Here is an 18,041-nt window from a genome sequence, read left to right as displayed (position 1 = left end):
ATCATGTCAGCGCATTGCAAGCACAAAAATCTGCGGGCAGCTTGGTTTCGGAAGGAGACCTGCCATGACCCGGATCACTTACCTTGATTGCCTGAAACCTTCACTTCTGTTTGTGCTGATCTTGTTGGCAGCAATGCTGCGCGCCTTACCTGCTCCGGCCGCTGGCACTGAGACGCTAACAGTCGCCGGTGGCTGTTTCTGGTGCGTGGAATCCGATTTCGAGTCCGTGCCCGGCGTGATCGGCGCGGTCTCGGGCTATACCGGTGGCAAGACGGATAGCCCCACCTATGATCAGGTCTCGAAAGGCGGAACAGGGCATTACGAGGCGGTCCAGATCACCTTCGATCCCGCCCGCGTTTCCCGTGCAACCTTGCTGAACATGTTCTTCCGCTCAGTCGATCCCACGGATGCGGGCGGCCAGTTCTGCGATCGCGGCGACAGCTATCGCACAGCAATTTTCGTCTCTAACAAAGGGGAAAAGGCGCAGGCACAGCAAGCCAAGGCCAGCGCACAAAACGCGCTGGGGCAGACTGTGGTCACGCCGATCCTGCAAGCCGGAACGTTTTATCCAGCCGAGGCGTATCACCAGGATTATTACAAGGGTAGCAAGCTGGTACTGACCCGCTTTGGCCCCAAGCGCCAAAAGAACGCCTATAAGGCCTACCGCGAAGCCTGCGGTCGCGATGCGCGGGTCAAACAATTGTGGGGCAACGAAGCGCCCTTTGCAGGGTCCTAGTCAAACTGCGCTTCGCGCACCTCTTTCAGATCAGGAATGACATCTGCAGTGCCGTGCCGCGTGACCATCAGGGCCGCGGCGCGGTTTGCTTGGGCAATCGCCTGCGCCATCGGCATACCCCGGTCCATGCCAGCCAACACATAGCCGGTGAATGTGTCACCTGCCCCGGTGGTATCCACAGCGTTGACCTTATGGGCCTGAAACGCTTGGGGTTGATGATCTTGCTGATAATAGCGCGCACCTTTTGAGCCAAAGGTGACGATCACATGTTCGACCGGCAGGTCTGAAGGGGCGAGACCCGTTGCATCCTGCAATTGCTCGGCCTCGACTTCGTTGAGGATCAGAAAATCCAGATACGGTAAAACCGCTTGCACTGCGTCTGCCTGAAATGGGGCGGCGGCGTAGCAGACAGTCAGCCCCATTTCGCAACCTAGTTTAGCGGCCTCAATCTGCGCATTGGTTTCGTTCTGCATCACCAGAAGATCACCTGAAACCGCCGAGGACAACGCCTGACCAAGTTGGTCGTTCGAGATGGCATGGTTGGCGCCTTGATACAGAACGATCAGGTTTTCACCCTGCGCATCTACTGCGATGATGGCGTGACCGGTCGGCACATCCACCTCGGCAATATGCCGCGTGTCCACGCCATATTCGGTCAGCCGGTCCCGTGCCCAAAGGCCATCCGCGCCCACCGCGCCGATATGGGATACCCGCGATCCGGCTCGTGCAGACGCCACAGACATGTTGGCGCCCTTGCCACCCAGAAACCTCTGTAGCCTGCTGGCCGCCAGTGTCTCACCCGCTTCGGGCAAATGCGGCAGGGCATAGACCATATCCGCGTTGATTGAGCCAAGGTTCCAGATTGTCATGAATTACCCGATATCGCAGGAGGCCAGGATGGCCATGTTCAGAATGTCATTTGCGGTCGAGACCGTCGAACAGATCTGGATCGGCTTGTCGACGCCGGACAGGATCGGGCCGATCACGGTGGCGCCGCCCATTTCCTGCATCAGTTTGGTCGAAATCGAGGCCGAGTGTCGTGCAGGAACAATCAGGATATTGGCTGGTCCGGTCAGTCGTTGGAACGGATAGGCTTCCTGCTGATCAACATTCAGGGCGACATCAACCGTCATCTCGCCCTCGTACTCGAAATCGACGCCGCGCTCGTCCAGCACTGCCGGGGCACGGTGCATCTTCTCAGCACGTTCAGACACCGGGTAACCGAAGGTCGAGAAACTGACAAAGGCCGCCCGGGGCTCTAGCCCCATGTGGCGCGCCACGGCTGCGGCGCGCTCAGCGATATTGGCCAAATCGTTCTCATCCGGCCATTCATGCACCAAAGTGTCGCCAATCAGAACAATCCGTCCCTTGTGCAGCAACGCGGTAACCCCAGCCGCGCCATGGGCGGCATCGGCGTCAAACACATGGTTGATACGGTCCAGCACGTGCGCCGACTTGCGTGTGGCCCCGGTCACCAGACCATCCGCATGACCATGCGCCAGCATCAGAGACGAAAACACATGTCGATCCCGTGCAGCGAGTCGGTGAATATCTTTGTGATCAAAGCCCTTACGCTGCAGGCGCTGATACAGAAAATCCTTATAGGCCTCGAGATGCGCGGTGTTGGCGGCGTTCACCACATCAATTTCACGCACCGCGTCCCCAAGACCAGCGGATTCGAGCTTTTCCTTTACGTCGTCTGGCCGGCCCACAACCAAAGCCTTACCAAAGCCCGAGCGTTGGTACATAACGGCCGCGCGCAATACGCGCGGATCGTCACCCTCGGCAAAGATCATCCGGCTTTGCGCCTGACGCGCCCGCGCGTTCAAGCCGCGCAGGATACTGGCCGTCGGGTCCATGCGGGATTTCAGGCTCAGCTCATAAGCGTCCATATCAATGATCGGACGTCGCGCCGCGCCGGTATCCATACCAGCCTTGGCAACCGCAGGCGGGATACGGTGGATCAGGCGCGGATCAAAAGGCGTTGGAATGATGTAGTCGCGCCCAAAAGTCAGCGACTTGCCATAGGCCATGGCAACCTCATCCGGAACATCTTCACGTGCCAATCGCGCCAGAGCGTGGGCGCAGGCGATTTTCATCTCGTCATTGATCGCACGGGCATGAATATCCAGCGCACCGCGGAACAGGTAAGGAAAACCCAGAACGTTATTCACCTGATTCGGATAATCGCTACGGCCCGTCGCGACGATCGCATCAACGCGCACCTCGTGCGCCTCTTCCGGGGTGATTTCCGGGTCAGGGTTCGCCATGGCGAAAATCACCGGATTGTCAGCCATGCTGGCGACCATGTCTTGTGTCACCGCCCCTTTGACCGATACGCCCAGAAATACATCCGCATCCTTCATGGCCTCTTCCAAAGTGCGAAGATCAGTCGTGATGGCATGGGCCGACTTCCACTGGTTCATGCCCTCGGTCCGGCCCTGATAAATCACGCCCTTGGTGTCGCAGACGATGCAATTCTCGTGCCGTGCACCCATGGCCTTGAGCAGTTCGATACAGGCAATTCCTGCAGCGCCTGCCCCGTTCAGGACGATTTTTACATCTTCGATCTTCTTCCCCGAGATATGCAACGCGTTAAGCAGGCCCGCCGCACAAATCACTGCTGTGCCATGCTGATCATCGTGGAAGACCGGGATATCCATCTCTTCCTTCAAGCGTTGTTCGATGATGAAACATTCGGGTGCTTTGATATCTTCCAGATTGATACCGCCAAAGGTCGGACCCATCAGGCGCACAGCGCGACAGAACTCGTCAGGGTCTTCGGTATCCAGCTCGATATCGATCGAGTTCACATCAGCGAACCGCTTGAACAGGACCGATTTGCCTTCCATCACCGGTTTTGAGCCCAGCGCACCCAGATTTCCAAGGCCCAGAACGGCGGTACCGTTCGAGATCACGGCAACCAGATTGCCTTTGTTTGTATAGTCATACGCCGTCTCTGGTGCTTCAGCGATGGCTTCACAGGGAACCGCAACGCCAGGGCTGTAAGCTAGCGAAAGATCGCGCTGCGTGGTCATGGGTACGGTGGCCTGCACCTCCCACTTGCCGGGGGTCGGGTCTAGGTGAAAGGCCAGCGCCTCTTCTTTGGTGATCTTCGCTTTGGGCATCTTACAGGTCGTTTCCATGACTTTGGGGCTTTTGCCTCATAACGCAGGCGGGGCCGCGCCTCAACGAGAATGAGTTTTCACCTTTTACTGAAGATGCGGGATTTGTAAGGTCGCGCCCGGAACACGCCAGAAGGGGACCGAATTTGTCCACAGTCACGCCGATGATGGCGCAGTACCTTGAGATCAAAGAGGCTCATGCAGATGCCCTGCTGTTTTATCGCATGGGTGACTTCTACGAGATGTTCTTCGAGGATGCGGTGAACGCGGCTGAGGCGTTGGATATCGCGCTGACCAAGCGCGGCAAACACAATGGCGACGATATCCCGATGTGCGGCGTGCCGGTGCATTCTGCCGAGGGCTACTTGCTGACCCTGATCCGAAAAGGGTTCCGCGTCGCGGTCTGCGAGCAGATGGAAAGCCCGGCGGAAGCCAAGAAAAGAGGCTCTAAATCGGTGGTAAAGCGCGGCGTTGTGCGTCTGGTGACGCCCGGCACACTGACCGAAGATGCCTTGCTAGAGGCGCGGCGGCACAACTTTCTGGCCGCCTATGCCGAGGTTCGGGACGAAGCCGCACTGGCCTGGGCCGATATCTCAACCGGTGCATTTCACGTGATGCCGCTGACGTCAATCCGGTTGAGCCCTGAACTCGCTCGGCTGGCCCCATCTGAGCTGATCGTGGCCGATGGGTCCGAGGAAAAGCTGCATGAAACCGTCATGGACCTTGGCATATCGCTTACGCCTGTCGGACGCGCCAGTTTTGACAGCGCTGCAGCCGAGAAACGCATCTGCGGGTTGTTTCACGTGGGCGCTCTGGATGCATTCGGGAACTTCGGGCGCGCCGAGGTTTCGGCCATGGGCGCGCTGATCGATTATCTGGAGATCACGCAAAAGGGCAAACTGCCCCTGCTGCAAACTCCCCTGAAGGAATCCGAGGATCGCGTGGTTCAGATCGACGCCGCGACGCGACGCAATCTGGAGCTGACCCGGTCACTGTCTGGTGGACGCGCCGGGTCGCTGCTGTCCGTGGTCGACCGAACAGTAACGCCAGGTGGCGCAAGACTTCTGGAACAGCGACTGTCCAGCCCCTCGCGTAATCTGGATGTGATCCACGCCCGACTGGACGCAGTATCTTTAGCGGTCGAAGATAGCCTGATCGCCTCAGATCTGCGCGAAGCTTTACGCAAAACACCCGATCTGGATCGCGCTTTGTCTCGTCTTTCGCTGGATCGAGGCGGCCCGCGTGATCTGGCCGCTATCCGCAATGGATTGGAACAAGCCGCAACAATCGCCGAAACCTGTGCCTCACAGGATCTGCCTGTTCTGCTGGCCACTGCCGTCCAGAACCTTGTCGGATTTGACGATCTGTTGACCTTGCTGGACGAAGCATTGGTTGCCGATCCACCCTTGCTGGCCCGCGATGGCGGCTTTATCGCCCCCGGGTTTGATAGCGAATTGGACGAAGCGCGCACCTTGCGTGACGAAGGCCGTTCGGTCATCGCAGGTTTCCAACAGAAATACGCCGAGCATACCGGCATCACGTCACTGAAGATCAAACACAACAATGTGCTTGGCTACTTCATCGAGACCACGGCAACCCATGCCGAGAAAATGTTGAACCCGCCATTTAGCGAGACTTATATCCACCGCCAAACCACCGCCAATCAGGTGCGCTTCACCACGGTGGAGCTGTCCGAGATCGAAACAAAGATTCTGAATGCCGGAAATCTCGCGTTAGAGATCGAAAAACGGCTCTATCAAAGGCTTTCTGGGGCTATTCTGGATATTGCCGCACGGCTAAATCAGGCCGCGCGCGGACTGGCTGAGCTGGATTTAACCACTGCACTCGCCGATCTGGCTCGCGGCGAAAGCTGGTGCCGTCCAAAGGTCGACGGGTCACGCGCATTCGACATCAAAGGAGGCCGTCACCCGGTGGTCGAGCATGCCCTGAGGCAGCAAAGCGGCGATGCTTTCATCGCCAACGACTGCGATCTGAGCGCCGATGCAGGCGCTGCAATTTGGTTGCTCACCGGTCCCAACATGGCCGGTAAATCAACCTTCCTGCGCCAGAATGCGCTGATCGCCCTACTGGCGCAGATGGGCAGCTATGTTCCGACAGAACGGGCGCAAATCGGATTAGTCAGTCAATTGTTCAGCCGCGTCGGAGCGTCAGACGATCTGGCGCGGGGCCGCTCGACGTTTATGGTCGAAATGGTCGAAACCGCAGCTATTCTGAATCAGGCCGACGACCGCGCGCTCGTAATCCTTGATGAGATCGGCCGAGGCACCGCGACCTACGACGGCCTTTCCATTGCCTGGGCCACACTGGAACACCTACACGCGGCAAACCAATGCCGCGCATTGTTCGCCACCCACTACCACGAATTAACTGCACTCGCTGGAAGTCTGAACGGTGTAGAAAACGCGACCGTTGCAGTCAAAGAATGGGAGGGTGAAGTCATCTTTCTGCATGAGGTACATAAAGGCGCTGCCGATCGGTCTTACGGCGTCCAGGTTGCACAATTGGCTGGCTTGCCCGCCTCGGTCGTGGACCGCGCCCGTATCGTGTTGGATCAATTAGAAAAAACCGAACGTGAAGGCGGTAAGCAGAAAGCACTGATCGACGATCTGCCCCTGTTTTCAGCTGCGCCGCCGCCTCCCCCTGCGCCAAAAACCTCGCCCGTTACTGATATGCTGGAAACCATCCTTCCAGATGAACTCAGCCCCCGCGAAGCCTTGGACTTGATCTACAAACTGAAAGAGGCGGCCAGATCCTGACCGCCTCGAACCCGGTTGACCCAGGAACTGTTCAGCTTGCGGGCGTTGACGACACCCCAACCTGCGCCGGGCGCAACAACCTGTCGTGCAGCATGAAGCCTTCTGCCGACACCTGAATGATGTCGCCGGCTTTGGTTCCGGGCACCGGGGCCTCGAACATCGCCTCATGTACATTCGGGTCGAACCTGTCCCCGACCTGTGGCGTAATCACCTCAATCCCATGCTTCTGGAACACATCCTTCAGCGCGCGCATGGTCAACTCGACACCTTCCAGCAAGCCGGCGGCAACCTCTTTCTGCTCATCCGTCGCGGCCTCAAGCGCGCGTTTCATATTGTCGTAAACCGGAAGCATGTCGCGGGCCAGTTTTGACCCGCCATATTGTTCCGCATCCCGACGCGCCTTGTCGCCACGCTTGCGCGCATTTTCGGCATCGGCCAGCGCACGCATGAACTTGTCTTTGTAATCATCGCGCTCAGCACGCAGTTGATCGACCTCAAGCGCCTCATCGCTGATCTCAGCAAAATCTTCGGCAAACTCTTCCGCCTCGGCGGACATGATGTCGTCCAGAAAATCTTCGTTCTTGGGCTCTGCCATCTCTTACCCTCTAGCTCCGGTCGGAAATCAGCTTGCCGACCAGTTGCGCCGTATAATCCACGATTGGTACGATTCGCCCGTAATTCAGACGTGTGGGTCCAATGACCCCAACCGCACCGATTATCTTACGATCAGCGTTCATATATGGAGACACCACCAAAGAGGAACCCGAAAGTGAGAAAAGTTTGTTCTCAGAGCCAATAAAAATGCGCACACCTTCGCCTTCTTCGGTCAATTCAAGGAATTCGGCGATATCGCGTTTGCGTTCAAGGTCGTCAAACAGGGTGCGGATTCGATCAAGCTCTTCTGCCTGACCCGGCTCATTTAACAGATTCGCACGCCCGCGCACGATCAGCCGGGCCGAGTCGCCACCGTCCCCGTCCCATGCGGCAATGCCGCTCTCGACCATCTCACGCGCCAGAACATCGATTTCCTGTTTCCGCGCGTCGATCTGCGACAGCATCTGCCGCCGCACTTCGCCAAGCGTTCGACCTTCGATCAGTGCATTCAGGAAATTTGCGGCCTCGCGCATCGAGCTTGGCGTCTGCCCAGGCGGAGGTGTAAACAGCCGGTTTTCTACCTGCCCGTCCGAAAACACCAAAACCACCAAGGCCCGGTCATGACCAAGCGAGACGAACTCGATATGCTTGATCTCGGCCTCATGCTTTGGCGTCAGAACCAGCGAAGCCCCTTGTGTCACGTGTGATAGCGCCGCGCCGACGCGATCGAGCATACCACCCACATCGCCTGCGTTAGAGCCTAGTGTTTCGTCCAGCTTCTGCCGATCATCCGCACCCAGATCGCCCATTTCTAGCAATCCGTCCACGAACATGCGCAGCCCCTGCTGTGTTGGAATTCGACCAGCGCTGACATGCGGACTGTCGAGCAAACCCAGAAATTCAAGATCCTGCATCACATTGCGTACGGTCGCAGCACTGACTTTCTCGGACAATGTGCGCGTCAGAGTCCGGCTGCCCACGGGTTCACCGCTTTCCAGATAGCTTTCGACAATCAACCGGAACACCTCGCGCGACCGGTCATTCATCTCGTCCAGAATTTTGCTTGCTTCGCTCATCGGCGGCCCTCTGCTGGATCGTCATTAAATCGCAGGCAAATGAAAGGTCAATCGGGCTTGCATCGTAACGCCGCAGGACGGTATCCCCAACCCAGCAGATAAAGGATTTCTCATGCGACCCTCAGGACGTGATCTAAACGAAATGCGCGCCGTTTCAATTGAAACGGGGTTCACCAAACATGCCGAAGGCTCTTGCCTGATCAAGATGGGCGACACGCATGTGCTGTGCACCGCCACAATTGAGGATCGGGTGCCGCCTTTTATAAAGGGCTCGGGCCTGGGCTGGGTCACCGCTGAATATGGCATGCTGCCCCGTGCGACCAATACGCGGATGCGGCGCGAGGCTGCCAGCGGCAAGCAAGGTGGCCGCACGGTTGAGATTCAACGCCTGATCGGCCGCGCCCTCCGCGCCGGTGTGGATCGGGTTGCGTTGGGTGAGCGTCAGATCACCGTCGACTGCGATGTCATTCAAGCCGACGGCGGCACCCGCTGTGCCTCGATCACTGGCGGTTGGGTAGCGCTGCGCCTTGCCGTGAACAAGCTGATGAAAACGGGCGATGTGATATCCGACCCTTTGTTAGACCCTGTTGCGGCCGTTTCCTGCGGAATTTATGCCGGTCAGCCCGTGCTAGATCTGGACTATCCCGAAGATAGCGAAGCTGGCGTTGACGGCAATTTCATCATGACCGGCTCGGGCAAGCTGATCGAAGTGCAGATGAGCGCCGAAGGATCCGTTTTCAGCCGCGCGCAAATGGATCAACTGATGGACCTGGCCGAGAAAGGCGTGGGTGAACTTGCTGCTGTCCAGAAAGCTGCAACCGCATGACTCGCAGGTTCGAAGGTGATCGACTGCTGGTCGCCACCCACAACAAAGGCAAGCTCGAGGAGATGGCGCATCTGCTTGAGCCCTTTGGCGTAACGGTTGTCGGCGCGGGCGAAATGAACCTGCCCGAACCGGAAGAGACCGAAGACACTTTCGTCGGCAACGCCCGGATCAAGGCCCACGCAGCTGCAAAGGCGACCGGCCTACCTGCCTTGTCGGACGATTCCGGGATCACCATCGATGCATTGGATGGCGCACCCGGTGTTTACACCGCCGATTGGGCCGAAACCGGCAGTGGCCGCGATTTCCTGATGGCGATGACTCGCGCCCATAATGAGCTAGAGGTGAAAAACGCCCCCCACCCGCGTATGGCCCAGTTTCGCTGCACACTGGTTCTGGCCTGGCCCGACGGGCATGACGAAGTGTTCGAGGGCATCGCGCCCGGTCACCTGATTTGGCCGATCCGTGGCAAGGACGGGTTCGGCTATGACCCGATGTTTGTCCCTGAGGGGCACGACATTACCTTTGCCGAAATGGATCGCTGGGAAAAGAACAAGATCAGCCATCGCGGGCGCGCGGTGGAGATATTCGTGAAAGGCTGCTTTGGCGGATGATTGGCGAAACGGGGGCTTTGGCCTTTATGTGCATTGGCCCTTTTGCGAGGCCAAGTGCCCCTATTGCGATTTCAACAGCCACGTTTCCAAGAATATTAACCAAAAACAATGGCTTGAGTGTTATCTCAGTGAACTGAGCCGCTCGGCCATCGAAACTCCTGACCGGGTTTTGAACACAATCTTCTTTGGCGGCGGAACTCCATCACTGATGGCCCCCGAGACCGTCGCCACCATCATCGACAAGGCCCGCGCCCTTTGGCGATCGGCCAACGATATGGAAATCACGCTTGAGGCCAATCCAGGCTCGGTCGAGGCCGGGCGGTTCGCGGCCTATCATGATGCGGGCGTGAACCGCATCTCGATGGGTGTTCAGGCCTTGAACGACGATGACCTGCGTCGTCTGGGGCGCATTCACACGGTTGCCGAGGCTCGCGCTGCCTTCGATATCGCGCGCTCTTGCTTTGACCGTGTGAGCTTTGATCTGATCTATGCCCGCCAGCATCAAACTCTGGACGCCTGGCGTGCTGAGCTGACCGAAGCCCTATCGATGGCAGTTGATCACCTGTCGCTATACCAACTGACCATTGAGGAAGGCACAGCCTTTGGTGATCGCTATGCCCTGGGCAAGCTGCGCGGTTTGCCCGAGGATGACAACGCTGCGGATATGTATCTGGCGACGCAGGAAATCTGCGAAGCGCATGGGCTGCCTGCCTATGAGATCTCAAACCACGCCCGGCCCGGAGCGGAATCACGGCATAACCTCATCTATTGGCGTTATGGTGATTACATCGGTATTGGACCCGGCGCGCACGGGCGGATCACAAAGGGTGGCCAAAAATTCGCAACAGAAACTCACCTTTCACCAAACAAATGGCTGAAAGCTGCCTCCAACGGGCACGGCGAAAGCAATCGGTTCGAGCTTAGCCAACGTGAACAAGCCTCAGAATACCTTATGATGTGTCTGCGTTTGGTCGAGGGCCTTAATATAGACAGATATACTCGGCTTGCAGGTGAAGAACTTTCGCATGACAAACTTGATTCACTGATCGATCTGGGCATGCTAACCCTTGATCGCAATCAATTGCGCGCCACTTCAAACGGGCGCGCCGTGCTCAACGCGGTAATCCGAGAGCTGTTGGAGTAACAGATGCAATTTCTCTGGGCCGGATTGGGGTTGTTATGCGTTGCGCTTGCCATGATCGGAGTCGCTCTGCCGCTGCTGCCGACGGTGCCATTTCTTCTGTTGGCCGCGTTCTTTTTTGCCCGCTCATCGTCACGGCTACATAACTGGTTGCTGAGCCATCGAACCTTTGGTCCTATGATCATCGATTGGCAAAGCTCTGGCGCGATCAGACCCGGTGCAAAAAAGGCGGCCACCCTTTCGGTTGCCGCCGTATTTGGCTTATCGGTTCTGCTGTCGGTTCCTTCTCACGTCCTGATCATTCAGGCCATTGTGCTCAGCGCTGTGATGCTCTTTATCTGGACCCGACCTAACGGCTGAGCTTCGCGCACAGATCATCCAACTGATCCAGGTTCTCATAAGCCAACACAACCTGCCCGGATTCAGATCCGGCCTTATGGTTGATCGTCACCTTCATCGCCAGAATCGCAGACAAATCCTTTTCAAGCGCTCGGGTGTCTGCGTCCTTCCCAGCATTCAGGTTTCTGGATTTCGGAGCCGGCTTATCCGCTCCACCTTGCTGCTTTTTCACTAATGCCTCGGTCGCACGCACCGAAAGGCCCTCACGAACCACCTGTTTCGCCAGCTCCGATGGGTTTTCTGCCGTGATCAATGCCCTTGCATGACCGGCGGATAATTTTCCTTCTATTACAAGGGTTTGTACATCCAATGGGAGTGACAAAAGACGCAGCAGATTAGCGATATGGCTTCTGCTTTTACCAAGCGCTTCGGCCAGCTTTTCTTGCGTGTGACCAAAGCGATCCATCAATTGCTTAAAGCCTGCCGCCTCTTCCACCGCGTTCAGATCTGCGCGCTGAATGTTCTCGATAATCGCGACCTCAAGCACTTCGGTGTCATCAAATTCGCGAACAATAACTGGGATATCATGCAGTTGCGCCATCTGCGCAGCACGCCAGCGCCGTTCACCCGCAACGATTTCGTATTGGCCACCATCGATGCTGCGGACAATCAGCGGCTGGATAATACCCTTTTCCTTGACCGAGGCCGCAAGCTCATCCAATTGCTCTTGCGCGAAACGGCGGCGCGGCTGATCTGGGTTCGCCTGCAGTTTTTCGATCGGTACCGTGAGATCCGGACGGCGGGGTTCAGATACAATCCGACCGTCAGCTTCTGGTGCGACATCAGCCATCAACGCAGATAGCCCGCGACCTAATCCTCGGGGTTTTCCTTTCCTGGCATTCATGTTGCCCTCCTCACGGCCACTTAAATGGCTACCTTGTTGTTCTTGTGCATAACCTCTCGGGCGAGATACCGGTACGCCATCGCCCCGAGCGAACCCGAATCATATTGCAGCACAGGAAGCGCGTAAGATGGTGCTTCGCTGACCCGCACATTTCTGGGTATCTTGGTTTTAAATACCATCTCACCCAGATTGTCACGCGCATCCTTTTCGACCTGACGGGACAAGTTGTTGCGGTTGTCATACATCGTTAACACAACACCTTCGATTCTGAGGTCAGGATTGGCGGTCTGACGAACCTCGCGAATGGTCAACATCAATTGTGACAGGCCTTCCAGCGCAAAGAACTCACTTTGCAATGGTACAAGGACGGAATGCGCTGCTACCATTGCGTTTACGGTGAGCAGGTTCAAGGACGGCGGACAATCAATCAGCACAAAGTCCAGATCGAAAGCATCAATTGCAGTCTGTCGAAGCGCGTCATGCAGCAAATAACTGCGCTTTTCATTCGAGATCAGCTCAATATCTGCCGAGCTGAGATCTACGGTCGCCGGAACCACAAAAAGATTACCGATCTCGGTCTCCTGCACCACAGCTTCCAAGGGTGCATCGTCGAGAAGAAGATCATATGTCGTCCAGTCGCGATCTTCGACCCCTAGACCCGTAGAGGCATTTCCCTGAGGATCGAGATCGACCACAAGAACCTTGCATCCGGCCTCGGCCAATCCGGCTGCCAGATTGATCGCTGTAGTGGTTTTCCCGACCCCGCCCTTTTGATTAGCAACCGCGATAATCCGAGGCCCAGCAGGACGAGACAGATCAACCACGTGCAACTCCTTTGATTTTCAGGATAACGGCTTGGGGTTCTGTTGAACTCTTAATGGGTTCAGCCTCGAATTTCCATTCTTTGCGCGCATCTTCCAGCTCTTTTTTCCAGGTTGCGCCTTTTGGCAACAACGCTGTACCGTTTTTACTTAAATGCCTGTCACAAAATGACATTAGAGTGGTCAGATCAGCCAGAGCCCGAGCTGAAAGCACGTCCGCATGCAAGGGATCAATGGCTTCGATTCGACGAGAGATCACGGAACAATTGGCGCCACTCTCTCTGGTCACACTTCGAAGAAATGCGGATTTACGTTGGTCGCTTTCGACTAATGTGAAACGCGTTTCAGGCGCAGATTCAATTGCCATGATGGCGCAGACCATGCCAGGAAAGCCGCCTCCGCTGCCTAAATCCACCCAATGATCTACCCGATCTGCGTTCTGAAAAACTTGAATGGAGTCTTTGATATGGCGAATCCAAATCTCTTCAAGACTATTTCTTGAAACCAGATTGATTTTTGGGTTCCATTTTTCAAGCAGAGATACATAGATCACCAGGCGTTCGAATGTTTCACGTGAAACATCCAGAGCCTCCGCAGAAGCGACGTTCTGATAAATCATGCTTTTCTGGCTTTCACATCACGCCTGAGCTTCGCCAGGACGAGAGTTAAAGCCGCAGGCGTGACACCTTCTACCCGACTCGCCTGCGCAATATTCGCAGGCTTCGCCTGCGATAGCTTTTGCTTCATTTCATTCGACAGACCATCAAGCGCAAAATAATTGAAATCCCGAGGAATTTCATGCGCCTCATCGCGCTTCATTGCTTCGACATCCCGTTGTTGGCGCGCAATATAGTTTGCATACAACGCATCGCGCTCGACCTGACGGCGAATTTCATCGTCTGTATTCTGTAGATCGGGTTCGAGCAAAACCATGTCTTCAAACGATACTTCTGGAAAAGCAAGAACCGCCATTCCATCACGCCGGTTTCCGTCTTGATTTATGCTGATACCAGCTTCGCGAATTTGCTTTGGCGTATATGTGGTCTCTGTCAGTTTATTCTTTGCTTTTTCAAGCTTTTCTGATTTCTCAGCAAAAACCTTGCGGCGGAGTTCACCCACACAGCCCAGCTGCTCGCCAATCGGAGTCAGTCTTTGATCTGCGTTGTCAGCACGAAGTGATAGGCGAAACTCTGCACGGGATGTGAACATCCGATAAGGCTCGGCAACGCCCCGAGTTGTCAAATCGTCAATCATCACGCCAATATAGCTGTCTGAGCGTGTAAAATGTATTGGCGCACGTCCCTGTGTTTCCAGAGCTGCATTCAAACCTGCAACGAGGCCTTGCGCGGCCGCTTCCTCATATCCTGTGGTCCCATTGATCTGTCCTGCAAGATATAGACCAGGAACATCGGGCACAGACAAAGACGCAGATAGAACGCGCGGGTCAACGTAGTCGTATTCAATCGCGTATCCGGGTTGTAGGATTACCGCGCTTTCCAATCCTACGATGGATTGGACATATTCGACTTGTACATCTTCGGGCAAAGACGTTGAAATCCCGTTTGGATACACTGTATGATCCCGCACGCCTTCTGGTTCCAGAAATATCTGGTGTGACTTCTTTTCCGCAAATCGGACGATTTTATCTTCGATTGAAGGGCAATATCTGGGACCAACACCATCAATATGACCTCCATACATTGCTGATCGCGATAGATTTTTCTCGATTATTCCGTGCGTCTGAGCATTGGTATGAGTTATTCCACAGGCGATTTGCGGCGCCGTCACCGCTTGGGACATGAATGAAAACAGTGTTGGCTCTGCATCGCCATCCTGTCGTTCAAGTATATCCCAATTTATGGTTCGTCCGTCCAACCTCGGTGGCGTACCTGTTTTCAGCCGTGCCGTCGGTAATTCAAACGCGTCAAGGCGCTCAGCCAACCTAACCGATGGACGATCCCCCATGCGTCCACCTGGCCTTGTAACGTCTCCTATGTGAATTACACCGCGCAGAAATGTACCCGACGTCAGAACAACTGTCTGAGCTGGGACCTCGGAACCGTCGGCTAGTTTGACACCGATTACGCAGTCACCATCCATTAGGAAATCGATCACTTCCCCAGTGATCACCGACAAATTGTCTTGTTTTTTCGTTTCTTCCTTCATCGCGGTCCGATAAAGCGCACGGTCCGCTTGCGCCCTTGGGCCTTGAACAGCTGGTCCTTTACGTCGGTTCAATAGACGAAACTGAATGCCGGCACGATCAGCCACACGACCCATGACCCCGTCCATTGCATCGATTTCACGGACCAGATGACCTTTCCCTAGCCCTCCGATCGCAGGATTGCAGGACATGACACCGATGTCCTGTTCGGACAAAGTAACCAGCGCCGTGTTCGCACCCATCCGTGCTGCCGCATGGGCAGCTTCGGTACCGGCATGTCCAGCGCCAATGACTACAACATCAAATCTCGAATGTTTCACGTGAAACACTCCCTATTTTCCCAGACAGAAACTTGCGAAGATTTCATCCAAAAGGGTTTCGACATCAATCCTGCCAACCAAAGATTCAAGCGACCGAATTGCCGTTCTCAACTCTTCAGCAGCTATATCATACATGTCCGGACCTGATTCCAGAACATCTCGCGCAGCCGCAAGTGCGTCCGATGCTTTAGTCATCGCAATACGGTGACGTTCCCGCGTTGCAATACCATGGCTAGCTGTTCGAACAGTCAGTACACGCGATATGTTGTCTATCAACTGGTCAATCCCGTGCCCGGTTTTCCCCGATATACCACCGGAAAAGGGCTCACGCAGGTCAGATTTTGGCAGAACATGAATGTCATCTGCCTGCATCGGTACACCTAGCTGATCAGGCTCATCCGACAGAAATACTCGTAGATCGGCCGCCTCTGCCCGTTTGCGCGCCAGTTCAATTCCCAGGTTTTCAACGTGATCATCGGTTTGCCTCAAACCGGCCGTGTCCAGCAGCGTGACAGGCAATCCGTCCAAGTCCATACGAACTTCAATCACATCACGGGTTGTCCCGGCATATTCCGAGGTAATAGCGGCTTCCCGCCCTGCCAACGCATTCAGCAAGGTCGATTTTCCTGCGTTCGGAAGACCAACTATGGCGACCTCAAAGCCGGTGCGAATGCGCTCGGCGATCCGAACACCTTTGGCTTCTTGGGTCAATTCGGCCATCACACCAGAGATCAACGTCCGAACCTCAGGTGATACATCTGTCGGTACCTCTTCATCAGCAAAATCAATAACGGCTTCCAACAAGGACGCCGCACGGATCAGATCCCGCCGCCAACCTTCAGCCAATGTGCCCAAGGCACCAGCCAAAATCGTCTGTGCCTGTTTCCGTTGCGCTTCGGTTTCTGCATCGATCAGATCGGCGAGGCCTTCGACTTGCGCCAGATCCATCTTACCGTTTTCCAGCGCACGACGCGTGAACTCACCCGGCTCTGCCAGACGGAGATCATCCATATCCGACAGCGATGCCAGCACGGCGTTGACCGACGCCATACTTCCGTGAATCTGCAGCTCGGCCACATCTTCCCCGGTAAAGCTGGACGGAGCCTGAAAGGTCAGAACCAGCCCTTCATCCAGCCGCGAACCATCAGGCGCGCGAAGGGTTCGGACCGTCATACCGCGCAGGGGTAAACCACCTCCGGTCAGCGCATTAGCGGCTGAAAGCGCCTGCGGACCAGACAGCCTGATCACTGCAACGCCTGCTTTGCCCTGGGCGCTGGCCAGGGCGAATATCGTATCCATTGATAGCCCCCGCGTCAGTGCCAGACCCTATCAGGTGTTCATCGAATCGAAGAACTCGCCGTTTGTCTTGGTCTGTTTCAACTTCGACAACAGGAATTCGATCGCGTCTGTTGTGCCCATTGGGTTGAGGATACGGCGCAGAACGAATGTCTTGGCCAGATCGCCCTTGTCGACCAGCAGGTCTTCTTTCCTTGTGCCAGACTTGAGGATATCGATCGCTGGGAATACGCGCTTGTCGGCGATTTTCCGATCCAGAACGATCTCCGAGTTACCGGTGCCTTTGAATTCTTCAAAGATCACTTCGTCCATCCGGCTGCCGGTATCGATCAGGGCGGTGGCGATGATGGTCAGAGAACCACCTTCTTCAATATTCCGCGCCGCACCAAAGAAGCGCTTGGGCCGTTGCAGGGCATTTGCGTCCACACCACCGGTCAGAACTTTACCCGAGGATGGCACTACGGTGTTAAACGCCCTACCAAGTCTTGTGATCGAATCGAGAAGAATAACAACATCTCGTTTATGTTCGACAAGACGCTTGGCTTTTTCGATCACCATTTCCGACACAGCCACGTGACGGGTTGCCGGTTCGTCGAAGGTCGAAGACACAACCTCACCCTTCACCGAGCGCTGCATATCCGTCACCTCTTCCGGGCGTTCGTCGATCAGCAGGACGATCAGATAACACTCCGGGTGGTTCTGTTCGATGGAATGCGCGATGTTCTGCAGGATCACCGTCTTACCGGTCCGCGGCGGCGCCACGATCAGCGAACGCTGGCCTTTACCGATCGGTGAAACCAGATCGATCACACGGGCGGATTTGTCCTTGATGGTGGGATCTTCGATTTCCATCTTCAGACGCTCATCTGGATACAGAGGCGTCAGGTTGTCGAACAGGATCTTGTGCTTGGCCTTGTCCGGATTTTCAAAGTTGATCTTGGTGACATTGGTCAGCGCGAAATAGCGCTCATTCTCGTCAGGCGCTTTGATCTCACCTTCAACCGTATCTCCAGTGCGCAGCGAGTGCTTACGGATCATGTCAGGCGAAACATAGATGTCATCCGGGCCCGGCAGATAGTTCGCCTCGGGCGAGCGCAGGAAACCGAAGCCGTCTTGCAGAACCTCTAGCACGCCATCGCCGCCGATGGTCCAGCCCTCATCCGCACGTTCGCGCAGAATCTGGAACATCATCTCGCCCTTGCGCATGGTTGAGGCGTTTTCGACCTCAAGCTCCTCGGCCATGGCCAGAAGGTCTTTGGGGCTTTTGGCCTTGAGATCGGCCAGATTCAGGGATTCAGTTGTCATGATGAT

General features: G+C 55.8%; 16 protein-coding genes. 6 read left to right on the top strand and 10 right to left on the bottom strand.

Annotated elements, in window-relative coordinates; genetic code table 11:
- The first annotated feature begins 64 nt into the window (after positions 1 to 64).
- Positions 65 to 736 carry a peptide-methionine (S)-S-oxide reductase MsrA gene (msrA, locus tag ACR0AH_RS16670; protein WP_480592862.1) on the top strand — a complete coding sequence of 224 codons (672 nt, stop codon included), beginning with the start codon at positions 65 to 67 and terminating at the stop codon, positions 734 to 736.
- Here the strand turns inward: msrA and ACR0AH_RS16665 are convergent.
- Positions 733 to 1,605, bottom strand: a complete 873-nt coding sequence (locus tag ACR0AH_RS16665; protein ID WP_170466732.1) for a ribokinase — start codon at positions 1,603 to 1,605, stop codon at positions 733 to 735. The two genes, msrA and ACR0AH_RS16665, sit on opposite strands and share 4 nt — an antisense overlap.
- 3 nt (positions 1,606 to 1,608) lie before the next feature.
- A complete protein-coding gene (locus tag ACR0AH_RS16660) occupies positions 1,609 to 3,864 on the bottom strand; it encodes an NADP-dependent malic enzyme (protein WP_170466734.1) in 2,256 nt (751 codons plus the stop codon).
- 161 nt (positions 3,865 to 4,025) lie between these two features.
- Between ACR0AH_RS16660 and mutS the strand changes: the two genes are divergently transcribed.
- Positions 4,026 to 6,638: a DNA mismatch repair protein MutS gene (mutS, locus tag ACR0AH_RS16655; protein WP_480592909.1), complete on the top strand. Its 2,613-nt coding sequence runs from the start codon at positions 4,026 to 4,028 to the stop codon at positions 6,636 to 6,638.
- A gap of 31 nt (positions 6,639 to 6,669) precedes the next feature.
- Here mutS and ACR0AH_RS16650 read toward each other — a convergent pair whose 3' ends face one another.
- Together ACR0AH_RS16650 and hrcA are read right to left on the bottom strand one after the other, a co-directional pair.
- A complete protein-coding gene (locus ACR0AH_RS16650; RefSeq protein ID WP_170399405.1) occupies positions 6,670 to 7,233 on the bottom strand; it encodes a nucleotide exchange factor GrpE in 564 nt (187 codons plus the stop codon).
- A 10-nt stretch (positions 7,234 to 7,243) separates the two neighbouring features.
- Positions 7,244 to 8,308 (bottom strand): heat-inducible transcriptional repressor HrcA, encoded by a 1,065-nt coding sequence (gene hrcA / locus ACR0AH_RS16645; RefSeq protein ID WP_170399408.1) that lies wholly within the window; start codon positions 8,306 to 8,308, stop codon positions 7,244 to 7,246.
- Positions 8,309 to 8,420: 112 nt separating this feature from the next.
- Here hrcA and rph point away from each other — a divergent pair, with 112 nt between their 5' ends.
- The 4 genes from rph to ACR0AH_RS16625 are packed head-to-tail and all read left to right on the top strand — an operon-like array spanning position 8,421 to position 11,246.
- Positions 8,421 to 9,134, top strand: a complete 714-nt coding sequence (rph, locus tag ACR0AH_RS16640; RefSeq protein WP_480592860.1) for a ribonuclease PH — start codon at positions 8,421 to 8,423, stop codon at positions 9,132 to 9,134.
- Positions 9,131 to 9,745, top strand: a complete 615-nt coding sequence (gene rdgB, locus ACR0AH_RS16635) for an RdgB/HAM1 family non-canonical purine NTP pyrophosphatase (RefSeq protein ID WP_480592858.1) — start codon at positions 9,131 to 9,133, stop codon at positions 9,743 to 9,745. The genes rph and rdgB overlap by 4 nt, the downstream gene beginning before the upstream one ends.
- A complete protein-coding gene (gene hemW, locus ACR0AH_RS16630) occupies positions 9,735 to 10,889 on the top strand; it encodes a radical SAM family heme chaperone HemW (protein ID WP_480592856.1) in 1,155 nt (384 codons plus the stop codon). The genes rdgB and hemW overlap by 11 nt, the downstream gene beginning before the upstream one ends.
- Positions 10,890 to 10,892: 3 nt before the next feature.
- Positions 10,893 to 11,246 (top strand): YbaN family protein, encoded by a 354-nt coding sequence (locus tag ACR0AH_RS16625; protein WP_170399420.1) that lies wholly within the window; start codon positions 10,893 to 10,895, stop codon positions 11,244 to 11,246.
- On the opposite strand, the gene ACR0AH_RS16620 is transcribed toward ACR0AH_RS16625, so the two are convergent.
- From ACR0AH_RS16620 to rho, 6 genes are read right to left on the bottom strand one after another with little or no spacing between them, the layout of a single operon-like run.
- On the bottom strand, positions 11,236 to 12,129 hold the full coding sequence (locus ACR0AH_RS16620; RefSeq protein WP_170613556.1) for a ParB/RepB/Spo0J family partition protein: 894 nt from the start codon (positions 12,127 to 12,129) through the stop codon (positions 11,236 to 11,238). The two genes, ACR0AH_RS16625 and ACR0AH_RS16620, sit on opposite strands and share 11 nt — an antisense overlap.
- A gap of 20 nt (positions 12,130 to 12,149) precedes the next feature.
- Positions 12,150 to 12,953, bottom strand: coding sequence for an AAA family ATPase (locus ACR0AH_RS16615; protein WP_170408801.1), 804 nt, complete (start codon positions 12,951 to 12,953; stop codon positions 12,150 to 12,152).
- Complete coding sequence (gene rsmG, locus ACR0AH_RS16610; protein ID WP_170649056.1) at positions 12,946 to 13,569, bottom strand: 16S rRNA (guanine(527)-N(7))-methyltransferase RsmG; 624 nt, start codon at positions 13,567 to 13,569, stop codon at positions 12,946 to 12,948. The genes ACR0AH_RS16615 and rsmG overlap by 8 nt, the downstream gene beginning before the upstream one ends.
- Positions 13,566 to 15,434: a tRNA uridine-5-carboxymethylaminomethyl(34) synthesis enzyme MnmG gene (gene mnmG, locus ACR0AH_RS16605; protein WP_480592854.1), complete on the bottom strand. Its 1,869-nt coding sequence runs from the start codon at positions 15,432 to 15,434 to the stop codon at positions 13,566 to 13,568. The genes rsmG and mnmG overlap by 4 nt, the downstream gene beginning before the upstream one ends.
- A 12-nt stretch (positions 15,435 to 15,446) precedes the next feature.
- Positions 15,447 to 16,733 carry a tRNA uridine-5-carboxymethylaminomethyl(34) synthesis GTPase MnmE gene (mnmE, locus tag ACR0AH_RS16600; RefSeq protein WP_480592852.1) on the bottom strand — a complete coding sequence of 429 codons (1,287 nt, stop codon included), beginning with the start codon at positions 16,731 to 16,733 and terminating at the stop codon, positions 15,447 to 15,449.
- A gap of 30 nt (positions 16,734 to 16,763) precedes the next feature.
- The gene (rho, locus tag ACR0AH_RS16595; protein WP_170399438.1) at positions 16,764 to 18,035 is read right to left on the bottom strand and encodes a transcription termination factor Rho; all 1,272 of its coding nucleotides are present in this window, start codon (positions 18,033 to 18,035) and stop codon (positions 16,764 to 16,766) included.
- Positions 18,036 to 18,041 lie beyond the last annotated feature (6 nt).

This window comes from Ruegeria sp. AM5 (assembly GCF_056540645.1).
The sequence above is the reverse complement of the archived record's forward strand: the minus strand, read 5'-3'. Positions and strand labels throughout refer to the sequence as shown.